Here is a 15,257-nt window from a genome sequence, read left to right on the forward strand (position 1 = left end):
CACCCTTGCTTGACTTCAACCTCGTCTTACCGTTTCTCCCGTTCCTCCTGCAGGGCGCCTTGATCACCATCGAAATTTCGGTGCTGGCCACGGCGCTCGGCCTGGTGCTCGGACTCATTGCGGCACTCGCCAGAATGAGTCCAATCAAACCCCTCGTCTGGGTTGCGGACTTTTATGTGTGGTCTATCCGGGGAACCCCGGTGCTGGTCCAGCTGTTCATCGTGTACTTCGGGCTACCCCAATTCGGGATCGAGCTCGGCGCCATGCTGGCAGCCGTAGTGGCGTTGGGTGCGAACACCGGAGCGTACGTCGCGGAAATCCTCCGCGGCGGCATCCTGGCCGTTCCCACCGGGCAGGTTGAGGCGGCGGAATCCCTGGGCATGAGTTCTGCCAAGGTCATGCGCCGGATCATCCTGCCCCAGGCCTTCCGCCTGAGCATCCCTGCGCTGGGCAACCAGGCCGTCTCCATGCTCAAGGAGTCCTCGCTTGCCTCGCTGGTGACGGTGAGTGAGCTGATGATGGTCTCCCAGAGATTCGCTGCCACGAACTACGCATACATGGAGTTCTACATCGTGGCTGCGGTGATTTACCTGGTCATGACCACCGGGATGACCTGGGGGCTCAAGAAGATCGAGTTCCGCATGTCCAAGAGCGAGCGATAGGAAGAGCATGTCGGAAACAGCCATCCAGGTCATCGACCTCCACAAATCCTTCGATGCACTCGAGGTCCTCAAAGGGGTCTCCCTGGAAGTGAAAACCGGTGAGGTGGTCGCGGTCATCGGCTCCAGCGGATCGGGGAAGAGCACTCTCCTCCGCTGCCTGAACCGACTCGAGCAGAGCACCTCAGGCACGATTCTCGTCGACGGAACCGAACTTAAGGGGTCCAAGCGGGCGATCAGCGAGATCCGGCGCGAAATCGGCATGGTCTTCCAACAGTTCAACCTGTTCCCGCACATGACCGTGCTGGAAAACGTCATGGAGGGACCCATCCAGGTCCTGGGGATGCCGAAGAAGGAAGCAGCAGCCTTGGCAGCAGGGTTGCTGGCCAAGGTGGGACTGGCGGAGAAGGCACCCGTTTATCCGCGCAAGCTCTCCGGCGGCCAGCAACAGCGCGTGGCCATTGCCCGCGCGCTGGCGATGAATCCCCGAGCCATGCTCTTCGACGAGCCCACATCAGCCCTGGACCCGGAGCTGCGCGGCGAGGTTCTGCAGGTGATGAAACAACTGGCGGCCGAGGGCATGACGATGGTCGTGGTCACCCACGAGATGAAGTTTGCGCGCGAGGTGGCCGACCGGGTCATCTTCATGCATAACGGCATCATCGAGGAACAGGGTACGCCGGACCAATTATTCGACTCGCCGCGGAGCGAACGGCTCCGCGGATTCCTTCGGCACGTGAGTTAGGAATTGACATGACAACATCGACACAAACGAATCTCATCGGCGGCGCCTGGGTGGACGCGAGCGAGATGACTCGCTTCGTGACGCGGGACCCGGCCACCGGCGAAGCGCTCGAGGAATATGGCGCCTCTTCCGCCGTCGACGTCGATGCAGCCGTCGACGCTGCGCGGCTGGCCTTCCCTACCTGGTGTCGCGAGCCCGCACCCTCGAGAGGGCGGCTGCTGCACCGGGTCGCCCAGGAGCTGGAGGCCGTCAAGGACGAACTCGCCCGCACCATGACCCTGGAAATGGGTAAGGTGCTCGCCGAGTCGCTGGGGGAGGTCGACGCCACGATCGCCAGCTGCCGTTTCATGGCAGGGGAGGGGCTCCGGGCCCTCGGCGAGGTGCTGCCCTCTGCGTCTGCGAATCGCACGATCCTCACCGTGCGGGAACCCGTCGGCGTCGTCGCCTGCATCACACCGTGGAACTTCCCGATCGCGCTCGCCGCCTACAAGATCTTCGCTGCCCTTGTCTCCGGCAACTGTGTCGTCTGGAAGCCTGCACCGAATACCAGCGGGAGCGCGCTCCTTTTCACGCAGGCGCTTCTGAGGGCAGGCACGCCGGCGGGAGTCGTCAATCTCCTCTCCGGGGGTGAAATTGACGCCGGTCGCCGGTTGTCCACCCACCCCGGCGTCGACGCCGTTGCATTCACCGGCTCCACCGCGGTGGGTATCAAGATCGCCGAGGCCTGTGCCCGAACCCTGACTCCGGTCTCACTGGAACTCGGCGGCAAGAACGCGATCATTGTCCTCGAGGACGCGGACCTTGCCCTCGCCGCCAGCGGAATCATGCAGTCCGCATTTGCCACGTCCGGCCAGCGCTGCACCGCGGCGAGCCGCGTGATTGTTCAGCGGTCCGTGCGCGAGCCGCTGCTGGCCGAACTCCTGCGCCGCACCGAACAACTGAAGCTCGGACATGGAACGGATGCGGCAGTCAACCTCGGTCCGCTGGCTACGTCCGTCCAGCTGGACCGGGTAGCCGCGCTGGTCTCGGCAGCCGTCCGAGCCGGAGCCGAGGTGCTCACCGGAGGCTCCAGGTTGGCGCTCCCTGATTACCCGAACGGAAGCTTTTACGCACCGACCCTGCTCGGCGACGTCAGGGCAACGGACACGATCGCCCAGACCGAGGTGTTCGGCCCGGTCGTTGCCGTGATCGACGTCGACGACTACGGGCAGGCGGTGGCCGCGAACAACAGCACGGACTACGGCCTGTCGTCCGCCATCTACACGCAAAGTCTCCACTATGCGCACCGCGCGGCGACCGATCTCCAGTCCGGTGTGGTCTACGTCAACAGTGGAACGTCCGCGGCCGAGTCCGGCGTTCCCTTCGGCGGAATGCGCCTATCCGGAAACGGCCACCGCGAGGTGTCGACGCATGCATTCGACGTCATGACGGAATTGAAGTCCGTCTACATGAGTTTCTGAGAGGCCCGGATGTCTGTTGTACTCGAAAATCGCCTGACCATGCTGTCCATGGATCCGCTGGCGACCACGGAGGAGGAGTCCGCACGCGCGGCGTCCGACTACGCGAACCTCACCGCGCACCTGGCAGCCGACACGGCGGGCACCATGGCCGGGCAACGTGTGGTGGTGGTCGGTGGCGGTGTGATTGGGCTGATGACCGCGCTGTATCTCACCCGCGCGGGTGCCCAGGTTGAGCTGTTCGAGGCCCAGTCCCTAGGCGCGGCGGCGTCCGGCCGGAATGCCGGTGGGATCTACGCCTTCGGTCGGGCGATCGACGAGGTTGCCCTCGCACGCGCGTCGATGGACCTGTGGGAGGACCTCTCGACCAGGGGCATCGACAGCCACTTCCAGCGCCCCGGCCACGCCATGATCGCGCTGAACGATCATGAGCGCAGCCTCCTCGACCTGGCCGAACGCCACTATGCGCTGGCCGGGCTCCCCACCCGAATGCTTTCACCGGAGGAGGCGGTCGCCATGCTGCCCGGGGTGAACCCGGACAACGCGGGGGCGCTCATGGGCACCACGGATGGGCAGGGTTACCCGTTCACCGCGGTCACATCGATCATCGCCGAACTGCGCGCGGCCGACGCGATCATCCACGACCACTGCCCGGTGCAATCTGTGATCGAGCGCGGCGGCCATGCCAGGGGAGTCCGATCCGAGCGTGGTGTCACCGAAGCTGACCACGTCATCCTCTGCGCCGGCCCCTGGCTGGCCGGCTTCAGCGAATCGGCCGGCTGCAACCTGGCCGTCCGTCCCCGACGCTCCCAGCTCATGGTGACCGAACGCATCGCGGGCCTGGAGAATTTCCCCTTCGTCTCCGGCAACCGGGTGTACGCACGCCGCACCCACGCCGGAAACATCATGGTCGGCGGCGGCGGCCCCTGGGAGCAGGACGGCTACAACGTCACGAGTTCCTACGAGGCACTGTCGTTCCTGGGCAAGCACATGTCCGAGCTCTTCCCCGGCCTGGCCGGAGCCCCCATCATCCGGGCCTTCGCCGGAACGGTGGAACTGACCGCCGACCATCTTCCGCTCTTCGGCCCGGCGCCCGCCATGGCCGGCCTGTGGATCTCGGCAGGCTACAACGGGCACGGTTTCGGATTGTGCGCGGCCATGGGCCGACTCACCGTCGACCTCATCCGCTCAGGTTCGGACAGCGTCCCACTGCCGGCGGCGGTAAACGCCGTGGTCGGGGAGTTCGGTCCGGACAGATTCAACGTGAAGCAAGGAAACAGCCATGAATGACCACATGATCTGCCGGTGCGAAGACGTCACGGCCACCGAAGTGAGGGCCGCGATCGACGCGGGCGCCTGCAACGCGCAAGAAGTGAAGATGCGCACGCGCGCCGGAATGGGACCCTGCCAGGGTCGCGTCTGCCGGCCGGCGGTCGAAGCGATGGTCGGTGTCACGGACGAGGGCGTCCTGCGGAGCAACAGCGCCATGACGGTGCACCTCCCCGTTCGTCCCGTCTCATTGCAGGATCTTGTCATCGAAAGGGAGCAGTAATGAGAATCGTCGGTCATCCCGTCCTGCCTGACCTTCCGGCCGACGAGGTCGGCTTCACCTTCAACGGGGAGCCCTACACGGCCCGCGAGGGAGAGCCCGTGGCGGCGACGCTGCTCGCCAACGGCGTCCGGAAGCTCCGCGTTTCGCCGGTAGCCGGCGAGCCCCGGGGGATCTACTGCGGCATCGGCCACTGCTACGAATGCCGCGTCTGGCTGAACAACGACACCCAGGTGCGCGCGTGCCTGACCCCGGCGACCGAGGGCGACTCCTTCACGTCAGAGCGGACGGAAGTATGAGCACCCCCGCGGGAACCGAAGCCTTCGACCTCGTCGTGATCGGCGGCGGACCAGCCGGCCTCACCGCCGCACGGGATGTCGCCGCCGCGGGTGGCCGCGTCATGGTCGTGGACGAGAACCACGCCATGGGCGGAAAGCTGCGCGGCCAGCTGCACGAGGATCCCACGGATTCCAGCTGGTGGAAGGGCTGGGAACTGGCCGAACAGGGCGAGAAGGACGCCGTTGCCGCCGGCGCACGGATGATAACGGATGTCGTGGCGTGGGGACTGGAACCGGGCTGGACGGTGCGATTGACGTACCCGGCAGGCCGGAACGGCGGCCCAAGCCACCTCACGTCGCGCGCGGTCCTCGTCGCGACGGGTGCCGTCGAGCGGCCGATGCCCGTCACCGGCTGGACGCTGCCGGGCGCGATGACCATCGGTGCGGCCCAGGTGCTCACCAACATCCATCGGGTGAAGCCGGGTCGCCGCGTGCTGGTCGTCGGCATGGACGTGCTCTCGCTGACGATCGCCAGGGCCATGCAACTGGCCGGCGTCGACGTTATGGGCATCGTCCTGCCGCCCACGGCTGTGGAAGGCAGTTCCCCTCGAGCCACGCTCGGCCGCCTCGCCCCGATGGCGAAGCTCGCACCGGCGATGTACATGCGGCTGGCCGGACGCTTCCTCGGGTGGTCCTGGGTCCAGGCCCTCGCCTCGCGCCTGATTCCCCGGACGGTCCGGATGTGGGGCATCCCGCTCCACCTGCGCACCGCCCTGGTGGCCATCCAGGGAACGGATCAGGTCACCGGCGCGGTCGTGGTCAACGTCACGGCCGACGGGACGCCGGTGGCCGGCAGCGAACGTGAACTGGCCGTCGACGCCGTGTGCCTTGCGAACGGACTCATCCCGCTCAACGAACTCCTGGCTACCCTGGACTGTGCTTTCCTCCGCTCGCCCGACCTCGGGGGTACGGTTCCCGTGCACAGCGACACCCTGCGCACCCAGCTCGACGGAATGTACGTCGCCGGCAACACGATTGGAGTCGAAAGTGCCAAGATCGCCGAGAAGCAGGGCGCCTTGGTCGCGCTGAGCATCATCGAGGACCTCGGGCTGTCCACTCGGCGCGGATGCACCGCGGCCCAAGGCGCACTCGACCTCGTGGGCGCCCGCCGCACCATGGAGTTCCAGTTCGATGTCAACGTGCAGCGAGGCCACGACAAAGTCCAGCGCGCCTGGGAAACGAGCGGCGGGCCCGCATGAGCACGCGCCGGGTCGGGATCGCCTTCTTCTATCACGAGTCGCACTCGTTCAGCCCGCTCCGAACCGATCTCGACGCCTTCCGCCAGGAGGCGCTGCTGAGCGGCGATGACCTGATCGAGGCTTACCGCGGTACAAAGACGGAGCTCGGCGGTTTCCTCGACGCGCTCGAGGGAACCGAGTTCGTCCCGGTGCCGCTGGTCGCGGCGGCGGCCTCGCCGGCCGGACAGGTGACGACCGAGGCCTACGAGCAGATTCGCGGCGACATGCTTACGGCCCTCGCGGGCGCGGGTGACCTCGACGGACTGCTCCTGGCGCTGCACGGGGCCATGGTCGTCGATGACTACCAGGACCCGGAGACTGACCTAATCGAGCACATCCGGCGGAAGCAGGGGGCGGCGTTCCCGATCGCCGTGACGCTGGACCTGCACGGGAACGTGACCCGCGGGCTCATCGACCAGCGGGCATCCTGCTTCGGCTTCCAGACTTACCCGCACGTCGACGCTTATGAGCAGGGCCTGCGGGCGGCGACCGCGCTGATGCGCCAGGTCCGGGACGGAATCACGTACTACCAATGCTTCGCCAAGCTGCCGGCGCTCCTGCCGAGCGTCAACATGCGCACGGCGGAAGGCCCGATGCACAAGGCGGTAACCGCGGCCCAGGACTGGGAAAAGAGGGGCGGTATCGTCGCGGCTAGCATCTTCGGCGGGTATCCCTACGCGGACATTGAAGGTGCCGGTGCGAGCGTCGTAGTGCTGGCCACCGACCGCGCGGTGGGCGAGGAGAGCTGCCGAAGCCTTTCATCACTGCTGTGGTCGCTGCGCGAGGAGTTCGTCACCGAACTGCCCGGCGCAGCGGCCGCTGTCGCGCTGGCGGTGCAGCCCGGGCATCGCCGGCCGGTCGTCCTGGCCGACATCGCCGACAACCCGCTGAGCGGCGGCAGCGCTGACACGACCGCCCTCGTCGCCGAGGTGCTTAAGGCGCGCGTGCCGAAGTCGCTGATTGGCGCCCTGTGCGATGCGCAGGTCGTCGAGCAGTGCCGGGCCGCGGGGGAGGGCGCCACGATCGGCATCCGCCTGGGCGGGAAAATCTCGCCCCAATTCGGTCCGCCGCTCGACCTCGAGGTTGACATCATTCGCGTCAGCGACGGGCGGTTCCGCAACACTGGGCCGATGAACACCGGACTACAGGTCGACGTCGAAGGCGCCGCGTATCTGCGCGCCCAGGGGACCGACATTCTGGTGACGGGGCGACCGATCACCGCGAACGACCCGGAGCTGTTCGGACACGTCGGGCTGGACGTCACCGGCTATGACCTGCTGGTCATGAAGGTTAAGAACCACTTTCGCGCAGCGTTCGAGCCTCTGGTCGGGGACATCATTTGTGTTGATGCGCCGGGTGTGGCGTCGAATGATTTCTCCAGCTTTCCGTTCCGAAACCTGCCCACAGGGTTGTGGCCCTTCGACCTCTCCGCGACGTTTACGCCCGAGGTCAGGGTGGCCGTCATCCCTGGTGCGTTCGCTTCTGACAGGATCCCTGAATGACGGATCAGAACCGATTCAACCTCCGGCCGGCCGTGCTTGAGGATGCGGATGCCCTCGGAGTACTTCACATCGCTGTCTGGCGGTTCACCTATCAGGCCTGTATGGACCCGAATTTCCTGGCAGGCCTGGACGCCGCCGAATGGATCGCCAACTGGCGGAGGATCCTTGGCACGGATGACGGGAGGCGAACGATCGTCGCGGTTGATCCCGAACGAGGCGGCGCTATTGTGGGATTCGCCTCGGCGGGGCCCTCGCATGACGCCGAGCCTATTGCCGATACGGAGTTGTATGTTCTGAACACCGACGTCAGCTGCCACGGCTCCGGAGTGGCCGCCCGGCTGCTGGAATCCGTCCTGTTTCACCAGTCGGCGTCGCTCTGGGTCGTGGAGCAGAACGACCGCGCCCAGGCCTTCTATCGAAAGCATCGTTTCGTCGTCGAAGGAGCTCTGAAGTGGGACCCGGCAGCGAGAGCGCAGGATGTCCGAATGAGGCGATAACACTTGGCTACGGTCTTCTGCGTGACAACGCGCTGTTCGCCCGTCGATCCGGACCTGCCACGATCCTGAGTTGGCGGGAGATCAAGGGCGGTGGAATACGGTTGGTGTTGCTTGAGCCGGTAACTGTTGCCCTTGAGACTGATCACGTCGGCCTGGTGAACGATGCGGTCAATTTGAATTGCTCGTCAACCGAAGAAGGCCTCTCGAGAAGCAAGGCACTCTCGTCCGTGGACGCGCGTGGACTACCTCACTCAAATCGCGCGATTCGGGCCGCCTTGCGGGACATCGCGAAGCGTCAGGACACGTGATGCCAACGCGAATTGCCACATCACCGCCCGAGAGGGCAAACCACCCAGCACTCAAGACAATCCAACGCGCGCAAAAACCGCCAAAACCGACTGGAACCCCTCCCTGAACGACAATTCGCGGTCAGGAACTGACGCGAAAGTCGCAGAAACCAGAAATCGCTCCTGAGAATTCTCAGGAGCGATTTCTTTTTGTTTCTTTGGGGCAGTTTCACGAACAGTTTCGCAAACGACGGTCACGTCCCGCTGAGTGGTGGAGTTTCTCAACACCGTGCGGGTCAGTTGTTCTAGTTTAGGCTGCGGCGAGTTCTGGGAGGATCACCGCCTCGTCGATGACCTCGACGGGGTTGTTCATGACGGCCAGCTCGAGCATCGAGGCCTCGGAGAAGTAGCGGCGTTCGCCGGCTTCCCACTCGTCGTGCTGCTCGATCAGAACCGACCCGGCCAGGCCAGGCGCAGCAGGGTCGCGGCGTTGGGGAACACACCGACGACGTCGGTGCGGCGTTTGATCTCCTTGTTGACCCGTTCCATTAACCGGCTCTCGTTGTCAGGTCAAGAGGATTGGGATTTTCGGTGTCACCGTCGGACTTGGCGGAGGTGGCTGGTGAGGGCTGCCGCGGTGGTGGCGTGTCTGGCTGCTTCACCGTCCCAGCCGCGTTGTTCGGCATCGGCTGTGAGCGCTTGGACGTCGTCGAGTTGCTCGGCGAGAGCGTCGGTGAACTCGGGGCCGGTCGTGAAGTTGGCGCAGTTCTCACAGATGTTCGCATAGGAACAGGCGCCGGCGCTTTCGTGCCGGGAGCAATATCCGTGGGCGACACGGGTTTTGATCATCTCGCTGTTGAGCCAGGCCACTTTGTCGGGAACGATCGGGCGGCCGACCGGAGTGAGAGTCAATTGTCGGCGCATTTTGCCGACGGCGTCGTCGTAGGCGACTCGCAGCGTCGGCGAGGCGAGGGTGGCATACCGGACGGTCATTTGGGCGGTCGCGTGGCCCAGCAGCGCCATCAGCGCTTGCAGGCTCATCCCGGCATTGGCGAGCTCGGTGGCCCAGGTGTGGCGGAGTTGGTGCGGCGTCACCGACAGTCAGCCCCATCGGTGCCGCGGAGTCCCGCAGCGGTGCTGGCAGCGATCAGGCCGTTGCGGATCCGGGTCGGACCCAGTCGTCGGCCGTGGTTGGTGAAGAGGAAGTCTGTGACCGTGCCGGTCCGGGGGTGGGGCAGCGCCCGTGAGGGACCGCGCTGCCCAGTCCATTGGTCGAGGGCGGCCAGCGCGGTCGCGTCCAGGGGGACCATCCGCTCGGTGGCGAGTTTGCCGAGGGGGACTTTCAGCCAGGAGCCGGCGGGGCCGTAGTCATAGACGCTTCCCAGTTCCAGGTCGAGGAGCTCACCGATGCGCAATCCGGTGTGGCGCAACACCGTCACCGCGACGCGGGCGAAGGGATCGTCGAGGGCGTCAACGGCTGCCATCAGCGCCGCGTCGATGTCGGGGGCGAGAGCGCGCGGCAGCGGCTGACCGAGCTTGGGGATGTCGGCCCGGAATACCAGCCGGCGAGTGGGGACGTCTTTCCAGCCCCAGTCGGTGATGTCGTCGAGCATGTTCCGCAGTGTCAATACCGCCGCCTGCGCGACAGCGGTCGAGACGGTGCGGCCTGCGCCGGCGGCGGCATGGCGTCCGCGCCAGGACCGGTGGCGGTTCCAGATCAGGTAGGCCTCGATGTGGTGGCGTCGCAGGTGATGGAGGTGTCGTATCTCCGGCGCGTGGGCGGTGAGGTATTCCGCAAACGGCAGCAGGTCATTGATCAGGCAGTCCACCGTGCTGGGACGGGCCACTGCGGAGCGGACGGTGACGTAACGCAGGAATGTTTTGCGCAACGAGGGCGCCATCTCCACCGCCGCGAAGCGTTCCTCGTAACTCGACGCGGTGGGCCGCCGCCGAGGTGGAGTGTCGATCACTTTGGTGTCGAACAGGATCGCTCTCAGCCCTGCCAACCGTGCGCGGTAGGCGCGGAGCATCGACGGCGTCAGTGTCGTCGTGGCGATGAGTCCCGTTTCGAACGCGTCGATGATGTCGGTGGTGAGCTGCGCCGTTGTTCCTCCCGTCCAGGCTAGGAGCACGGCCAGGCCTTCACCGAGAAGGGTTTCGACCCATTTCGATGTCCATCCGAGCCGGTTGCCGGCGGCGCGCATCCGGGCGAATCCATCCGGGTCGCGCGTCTCGATCGCGGCGCCGATGCCTGTGAGGTTCTTCGCCCCAATCAGTTCCAAGTCCAGTAGCAGGCCGTTATGGGCGACGGCATAGACGATGACGGGCCAGGCGCCGGTGCGAGCCAGCTCCTCGCAGCGAGACAACGCCGGGAGGTTCATCCACTCGACCAGGTCTGGGTGATTGCCGAGGAAAGCGTCAACGATCCGAGCGCGGTCCCGCATAGCCCTGGGCCCCAGGCCGAGAACCGACAGATTGTCGAGGTAGCCGTCTCGCAGCGTCAGCACTGGAGGCAGGGATGTGGTGGTCATGATGATCGTCATCGGGCGTTGGCGGCAAGGGTTGCGCGGGCGGCGCCATATTCGGCGGCGAGGTGTTCGATACTCAGGTGGACGTAGCGGGCGGTGGTGTCCGGGGAAACGTGGCCCATCAGCTCCCGCAGTGCCAACAGGTCGATACCGGCCGAGGCCAGCTCGGTGCCATAGGTGTGCCGCAACCGGTGGGGACGCACCCGGGTCGCCCCCGATGCCTCCCGGTGGCGGCGGAACACCCCGCGCAGCCCCGCTTCCGTCAACGGTTGTCCCGTGGTTGGCCCTCTCAACACGAGGAAACACTCCGATGAATTCACCCCGGTGGGGCGCTCGTGACGGAGGTAGGCGGCGACCTCGGTAAAGAAAGCGCCATCGACGGGGATGTGCCCTTCTTTGGATCCTTTGCCCACGACGCGCAGCCGGCAGCGCCCGAGGTCGACGTCGGATAGCTGCAGCCCGCGCACTTCCGCGGCCCGCAAACCGCCCAGCAGCATCACCAACACGATCGCGCGGTCGCGGTGCGTATCCAACGAACGCAGGAAACGGTCGACGTCGCTAACGGGCAGCGATTCCGGCAGCAACTGGGGCTGACGCACCAGCCGTCCCCCACCGCGTGAGCGACCGGCGCCCAGATGACCCAGCAGGCAGCGGGTCGAGGCGCCCGGGCTACTGCGCCGTCGCGGAGACGGGACAGGATTGCTGGGGCAAGCGCCGGCCATCACCAAGTATTCGAACAACGCCCTCACCGCCGCGACCCGGCGATTGGCCGTCGACGCTGCCGCAGTGCGCACTGCGCCCGAAGCTTCCTCGACCCGGTCAGATGTGCCGTGTGAATGAACGCCCTGCCAATCGATCCACTCGAAGACCATCATCGGCGAGACCTCGACAAGGGTGCTGCCCCTCGCCAACAGAAACCGTGCGAAGTTGACGATATCGAACGCGTAGGAGCGAACCGTGCTCGGGCTGAACGCCCGAGCATCGAGGTGACCGAGAAAGGCATTCGCCGATGCGGCGTCGCCCCAATCGCCCACGATGCGGAACGCACCCTCGAGCTTCCTCGCTGAAACGGTCATAGCCTGAACTCCTTTGTCCGTCGATCTCCACCAGCTTCCACCCCAACGATCGCGGAACCCTCGTCATCGGAAGTGTCGAGAGGGACGTGTCGTTCGAGAGCCGGTTAACAGATAGCGGGTTGGTCGACCAGATCTGGCGCCAGTGGCGACGCGGGAAAGCCGCGAACGCGAGCAGGTCTGGTTGGGCATCGGTGAGCATCGCGGCGACCTTCGGATGGGACCGGCCGAGCATCGTGGTGACCTCGCGGAACTGTTTCTCGATGTGCTCGCGGTCGGGCTGGGCGAAGATCGTGCGGATGATCGAGGCCACCATCTCCTGGGACCCGTTCGGCACCACCGCGAGGACGTTGCGCATGAAGTGGACCCGGCATCTCTGCCAGCCGGCGCCCTGGAACACGGTCCCGATGGCCTTCTTGAGCCCGGTGTGGGCGTCAGACATGACCAGCTTCACCCCGCCCAGGCCGCGGGTCTTCAGCGACCGCAGGAAGCTGGTCCAGAAGCCTTCGTTCTCGCTGTCGCCGACGTCGAAGCCGAGCACTTCCCGGCGCCCGTCGGCGGCCACTCCGACGGCGACGACGACGGCTTGGGACACGATTCGGTGCCCGACTCTGGCCTTGCAGTAGGTGGCGTCGAGGAACACGTAGGGGAAGTCCTGCGCGGCCAGGGTCCGGTCGCGGAACTCTGCTACTTCCGCGTCGAGGCCCGCGCAGATCCGGGACACGTCGGACTTGGAGATGCCGGTGTCAGCGCCGAGCGCTTTGACGAGGTCGTCGACCTTGCGGGTCGAAACGCCGTGCACGTAGGCCTCCATCACGACCGCGAACAGGGCCTGGTCCACGCGGCGGCGCCGCTCCAGCAGGGCGGGGAAGAACGACCCGGCGCGCAGCTTGGGGATCTTCAAGTCGAGGTCCCCGGCCGTGGTCGACAAGGTCCTCGGCCGGGTGCCGTTGCGGTAGGTGGTGCGGTCGCCGGAGGGCTCGAACGGGGCGGCGCCGATGAACGCGCTCGCTTCCGCATCGATCAGTTCTTGATAGAGAGTTTCGGTCGCGACGCGGATGCGATCGGTGACATCGGTGAGTTTGAGTTCTCCCAGCAGGTTGAGCAGGGCAGACTGGTCTAGAGCCATCGTGTGGTGTCCTTCGTGAGTTGCTTTAGTCGGTACTCACTGACCATCGCACGGTGGCTCTTTACGTTGACGAAGCAACGCTCACGAGCGGGGAAACCACACCACTCACGGGGACGCAACCCAAACGACCCGGGGTCGTGTTGAGGGTTCATGCCTGTTCCATGCGCGGGGACAGCTTCATCCCGCGTTTACCAGTCCTTAACGTGGGGACAATAGGCGCTGTGAGGGGGGCGATTCCGGGACGTCGCATCCGATCGATGCCCTCTGTATCCCTTATCTGGCGGGCATCTGCGGGATTTCCGAGGCTACCGTTTCCCTTTTCCGTCCTAAGGAAACGGTTGGGGGTTCGAATCCCTCCAGGGGCACTTCAACGCCAGTGATTTGGACACTTCCTACAACGCCTTGCGGCGGAAGTTGGAGGCTGGGCTACGCTGACGACCGTGAGCACCTACAGACCTCCCCTGACCGATCTCGCCTTCGTCCTCGAGCATGTCGTGGGTTACCCGGGCGTCGCCCGGTTGCCCGGCTACGAGCATGCCGACCTCGACACCGTGGTCGACCTCCTCGAGCAGTGCGGCGACTTCATGGCCAAGGTCGTGGCGCCGACCAACCAGCCCGGCGACGTCGAAGGTGCCCGGCGCGAGCCCGACGGTTCCGTCGTCACGCCCGCCCCGTTCAAGGAGGCCTACCGCCAGTACGTCGACGCCGGATGGGGCTCGGTCCCGTTCCCGGAGGAATTCGGCGGCGGCGCATTCCCCTGGTCGGTGAACCTCGCGATCCAGGAGATGACGGCCTCCGCGAACATGGCCTTCGCCCTCTGCCCCCTGCTCACCCAGGGCGCCATCGACGCGCTCCTGCACTACGGCGACGCGGAGCAGAAGCAGCGCTACCTGCCGAAAATGATCAGCGGCGAGTGGACCGGCACAATGAACCTCACCGAGCCGCAGGCCGGGTCGGATGTCGGGGCGCTCGCCACGCGTGCCGTGCCGAACGGTGACGGGACCTTCGCCATCACCGGCCAGAAGATCTTCATCACCTACGGCGAGCACGACCTGGCCGAGCAGATCGTGCACCTCGTGCTCGCCCGCACTCCCGGTGCCCCCGCCGGCACCCGGGGCATCTCCTGCTTCATCGTTCCCAAGTTCCTCGTGAACGTGGACGGATCGCTCGGCGAACACAACCCGGTCACCTGCCTCTCGATCGAGCACAAGCTCGGCATCCACGGCTCGCCGACCTGCGTGCTCTCCTACGAGGGCGCGACGGGCTACCTCATCGGCGAGGAGAACCTCGGCATGCGGATCATGTTCGTGATGATGAACAGCGCCCGGCTCTCCGTCGGCACCCAGGGCCTGGCGATCGGCGAGCGCGCCTACCAGCAGGCGCTCGACTTCGCCCAGGACCGCCGGCAGGGCCTGGCGATCGGTGCCGAGGGGAAGGACTCGGCGATCATCGAGCATCCCGACGTGCGCCGGCTGCTGATGACCCAGCGGGCCTACCTCGCGGCGCTTCGCCGGATGATGCTCTTCAACGCCGTGCAGATGGACCACGCCAGCCACGAGCAGGACGAGCGGGCCGTCGCGCGGGCCGTCGAGATCGTCGGCCTGCTCACCCCGATCTGCAAGTCGTTCGGCACCGACCTCGGCACCGAGCTCACCTCCCTGGCGCTGCAGGTCTACGGCGGCATGGGCTTCATCGAGGAGACCGGCGCCGCGCAGCACTACCGCGACGTGAGGATCACCCCGATCTACGAGGGAACCAACGGCATCCAGGCCGCGGACCTCGTCGGCCGCAAGCTCGGCGTGCGCGGCGGCGCCTCGGTGATGGAGTTCATCGCGACCATGCGCGAGGTCGAGGCGGAGCTGGCGCAGGCCGGCGACGAATTCGACCTGATCCGGATGGAGCTCGGCCGGCAGTTCGACGCCCTCGAAACGGCCACAGCGTGGATGCTCGCCACCGGAAGCACCGACCCCGACTCCGCGCTGTCCGGCTCCACGCCCTACCTGCGCATGTGGGGGCTCTGCGTCGGGGGATGGCTGCTGGCCCGCTCGGCCCTGGCCGGCCCCGCCACGGGCGACGCCGAGATGGCGGAGACCCAGCTCGTGCTCGCCCGGTTCTACGCGGAACAGCTCCTGCCGCAGTGCGCGGGCCTGCTCGGCGCCGCAACCGCCGGATCCCGCGACCTGTTCGCGCTGGACCCCGGCCGGCTGGCGGGCGCCCTCCGCCGCGGCTGAGGCTCGACCGGCGTTCGATCGGCG

The 15,257-nt window shown here is 66.1% G+C and carries 13 protein-coding genes, 1 tRNA gene and 2 pseudogenes; 11 read left to right on the forward strand and 5 right to left on the reverse strand.

Annotated features, from left to right (window positions below):
- Positions 1–5 precede the first annotated feature (5 nt).
- From E3O23_RS02780 to E3O23_RS02820, 9 genes are read left to right on the forward strand one after another with little or no spacing between them, the layout of a single operon-like run.
- On the forward strand, positions 6–662 hold the full coding sequence (locus E3O23_RS02780; RefSeq protein ID WP_134487969.1) for an amino acid ABC transporter permease: 657 nt from the start codon (positions 6–8) through the stop codon (positions 660–662).
- Positions 663–669: 7 nt separating this feature from the next.
- A complete protein-coding gene (locus E3O23_RS02785) occupies positions 670–1,404 on the forward strand; it encodes an amino acid ABC transporter ATP-binding protein (protein ID WP_134487971.1) in 735 nt (244 codons plus the stop codon).
- 8 nt (positions 1,405–1,412) lie between these two features.
- Positions 1,413–2,864, forward strand: a complete 1,452-nt coding sequence (locus E3O23_RS02790) for an aldehyde dehydrogenase family protein (protein ID WP_134487973.1) — start codon at positions 1,413–1,415, stop codon at positions 2,862–2,864.
- A gap of 9 nt (positions 2,865–2,873) precedes the next feature.
- Complete coding sequence (locus E3O23_RS02795; protein WP_134487975.1) at positions 2,874–4,151, forward strand: NAD(P)/FAD-dependent oxidoreductase; 1,278 nt, start codon at positions 2,874–2,876, stop codon at positions 4,149–4,151.
- Positions 4,144–4,413 carry a (2Fe-2S)-binding protein gene (locus tag E3O23_RS02800; protein ID WP_134487977.1) on the forward strand — a complete coding sequence of 90 codons (270 nt, stop codon included), beginning with the start codon at positions 4,144–4,146 and terminating at the stop codon, positions 4,411–4,413. Before E3O23_RS02795 ends, E3O23_RS02800 begins: the two co-directional genes overlap by 8 nt.
- Positions 4,413–4,709 carry a (2Fe-2S)-binding protein gene (locus E3O23_RS02805; RefSeq protein WP_134487979.1) on the forward strand — a complete coding sequence of 99 codons (297 nt, stop codon included), beginning with the start codon at positions 4,413–4,415 and terminating at the stop codon, positions 4,707–4,709. The genes E3O23_RS02800 and E3O23_RS02805 overlap by 1 nt, the downstream gene beginning before the upstream one ends.
- Positions 4,706–5,947 (forward strand): NAD(P)/FAD-dependent oxidoreductase, encoded by a 1,242-nt coding sequence (locus E3O23_RS02810; RefSeq protein ID WP_166790384.1) that lies wholly within the window; start codon positions 4,706–4,708, stop codon positions 5,945–5,947. Before E3O23_RS02805 ends, E3O23_RS02810 begins: the two co-directional genes overlap by 4 nt.
- On the forward strand, positions 5,944–7,488 hold the full coding sequence (locus tag E3O23_RS02815) for a M81 family metallopeptidase (protein ID WP_134487983.1): 1,545 nt from the start codon (positions 5,944–5,946) through the stop codon (positions 7,486–7,488). Before E3O23_RS02810 ends, E3O23_RS02815 begins: the two co-directional genes overlap by 4 nt.
- On the forward strand, positions 7,485–7,985 hold the full coding sequence (locus E3O23_RS02820) for a GNAT family N-acetyltransferase (protein ID WP_134487985.1): 501 nt from the start codon (positions 7,485–7,487) through the stop codon (positions 7,983–7,985). Before E3O23_RS02815 ends, E3O23_RS02820 begins: the two co-directional genes overlap by 4 nt.
- Before the next feature lie 597 nt (positions 7,986–8,582).
- Here the strand turns inward: E3O23_RS02820 and E3O23_RS02825 are convergent.
- From E3O23_RS02825 to E3O23_RS02840, 5 genes and pseudogenes are all read right to left on the reverse strand, one after another.
- Positions 8,583–8,818 (reverse strand): annotated as a pseudogene (locus E3O23_RS02825) (transposase); the annotation flags it as partial.
- A 48-nt stretch (positions 8,819–8,866) separates the two neighbouring features.
- Positions 8,867–9,313: a hypothetical protein gene (locus E3O23_RS18660; RefSeq protein ID WP_255453280.1), complete on the reverse strand. Its 447-nt coding sequence runs from the start codon at positions 9,311–9,313 to the stop codon at positions 8,867–8,869.
- Positions 9,314–9,363: 50 nt separating this feature from the next.
- Entirely contained in the window at positions 9,364–10,803 is a 1,440-nt protein-coding gene (locus E3O23_RS18665) for a tyrosine-type recombinase/integrase (protein WP_198415108.1), read from the reverse strand.
- A gap of 8 nt (positions 10,804–10,811) precedes the next feature.
- Entirely contained in the window at positions 10,812–11,876 is a 1,065-nt protein-coding gene (locus E3O23_RS02835) for a tyrosine-type recombinase/integrase (RefSeq protein ID WP_134487987.1), read from the reverse strand.
- Positions 11,877–11,988: 112 nt separating this feature from the next.
- Positions 11,989–13,002, reverse strand: a pseudogene (locus E3O23_RS02840) (IS256 family transposase); the annotation flags it as partial.
- Between the two features lie 259 nt (positions 13,003–13,261).
- On the opposite strand from E3O23_RS02840, the gene E3O23_RS17975 reads away from it, so the two are divergent.
- Both E3O23_RS17975 and E3O23_RS02845 read left to right on the forward strand, forming a co-directional pair.
- Positions 13,262–13,367 (forward strand) — tRNA-OTHER (locus E3O23_RS17975).
- Between the two features lie 75 nt (positions 13,368–13,442).
- Positions 13,443–15,233 carry an acyl-CoA dehydrogenase gene (locus E3O23_RS02845; protein WP_134487989.1) on the forward strand — a complete coding sequence of 597 codons (1,791 nt, stop codon included), beginning with the start codon at positions 13,443–13,445 and terminating at the stop codon, positions 15,231–15,233.
- The last annotated feature ends 24 nt before the right edge of the window (positions 15,234–15,257 follow it).

The sequence above is a fragment of the Cryobacterium tagatosivorans genome (genome assembly GCF_004402215.1).
Classification (GTDB): domain Bacteria; phylum Actinomycetota; class Actinomycetes; order Actinomycetales; family Microbacteriaceae; genus Cryobacterium; species Cryobacterium tagatosivorans.

What these genes read in the sequence shown, in the direction of transcription:
- E3O23_RS02785 (WP_134487971.1), top strand. Translation starts at nt 670, where the DNA reads ATGTCGGAAACAGCCATCCAGGTCATCGACCTCCACAAATCCTTCGAT.
- E3O23_RS02790 (WP_134487973.1), top strand. Translation starts at nt 1,413, where the DNA reads ATGACAACATCGACACAAACGAATCTCATCGGCGGCGCCTGGGTGGAC.
- E3O23_RS02795 (WP_134487975.1), top strand. Translation starts at nt 2,874, where the DNA reads ATGTCTGTTGTACTCGAAAATCGCCTGACCATGCTGTCCATGGATCCG.
- E3O23_RS02800 (WP_134487977.1), top strand. Translation starts at nt 4,144, where the DNA reads ATGAATGACCACATGATCTGCCGGTGCGAAGACGTCACGGCCACCGAA.
- E3O23_RS02805 (WP_134487979.1), top strand. Translation starts at nt 4,413, where the DNA reads ATGAGAATCGTCGGTCATCCCGTCCTGCCTGACCTTCCGGCCGACGAG.
- E3O23_RS02810 (WP_166790384.1), top strand. Translation starts at nt 4,706, where the DNA reads ATGAGCACCCCCGCGGGAACCGAAGCCTTCGACCTCGTCGTGATCGGC.
- E3O23_RS02815 (WP_134487983.1), top strand. Translation starts at nt 5,944, where the DNA reads ATGAGCACGCGCCGGGTCGGGATCGCCTTCTTCTATCACGAGTCGCAC.
- E3O23_RS02820 (WP_134487985.1), top strand. Translation starts at nt 7,485, where the DNA reads ATGACGGATCAGAACCGATTCAACCTCCGGCCGGCCGTGCTTGAGGAT.
- E3O23_RS18660 (WP_255453280.1), bottom strand. Translation starts at nt 9,313, where the DNA reads ATGAGCCTGCAAGCGCTGATGGCGCTGCTGGGCCACGCGACCGCCCAA.
- E3O23_RS18665 (WP_198415108.1), bottom strand. Translation starts at nt 10,803, where the DNA reads ATGACCACCACATCCCTGCCTCCAGTGCTGACGCTGCGAGACGGCTAC.
- E3O23_RS02835 (WP_134487987.1), bottom strand. Translation starts at nt 11,876, where the DNA reads ATGACCGTTTCAGCGAGGAAGCTCGAGGGTGCGTTCCGCATCGTGGGC.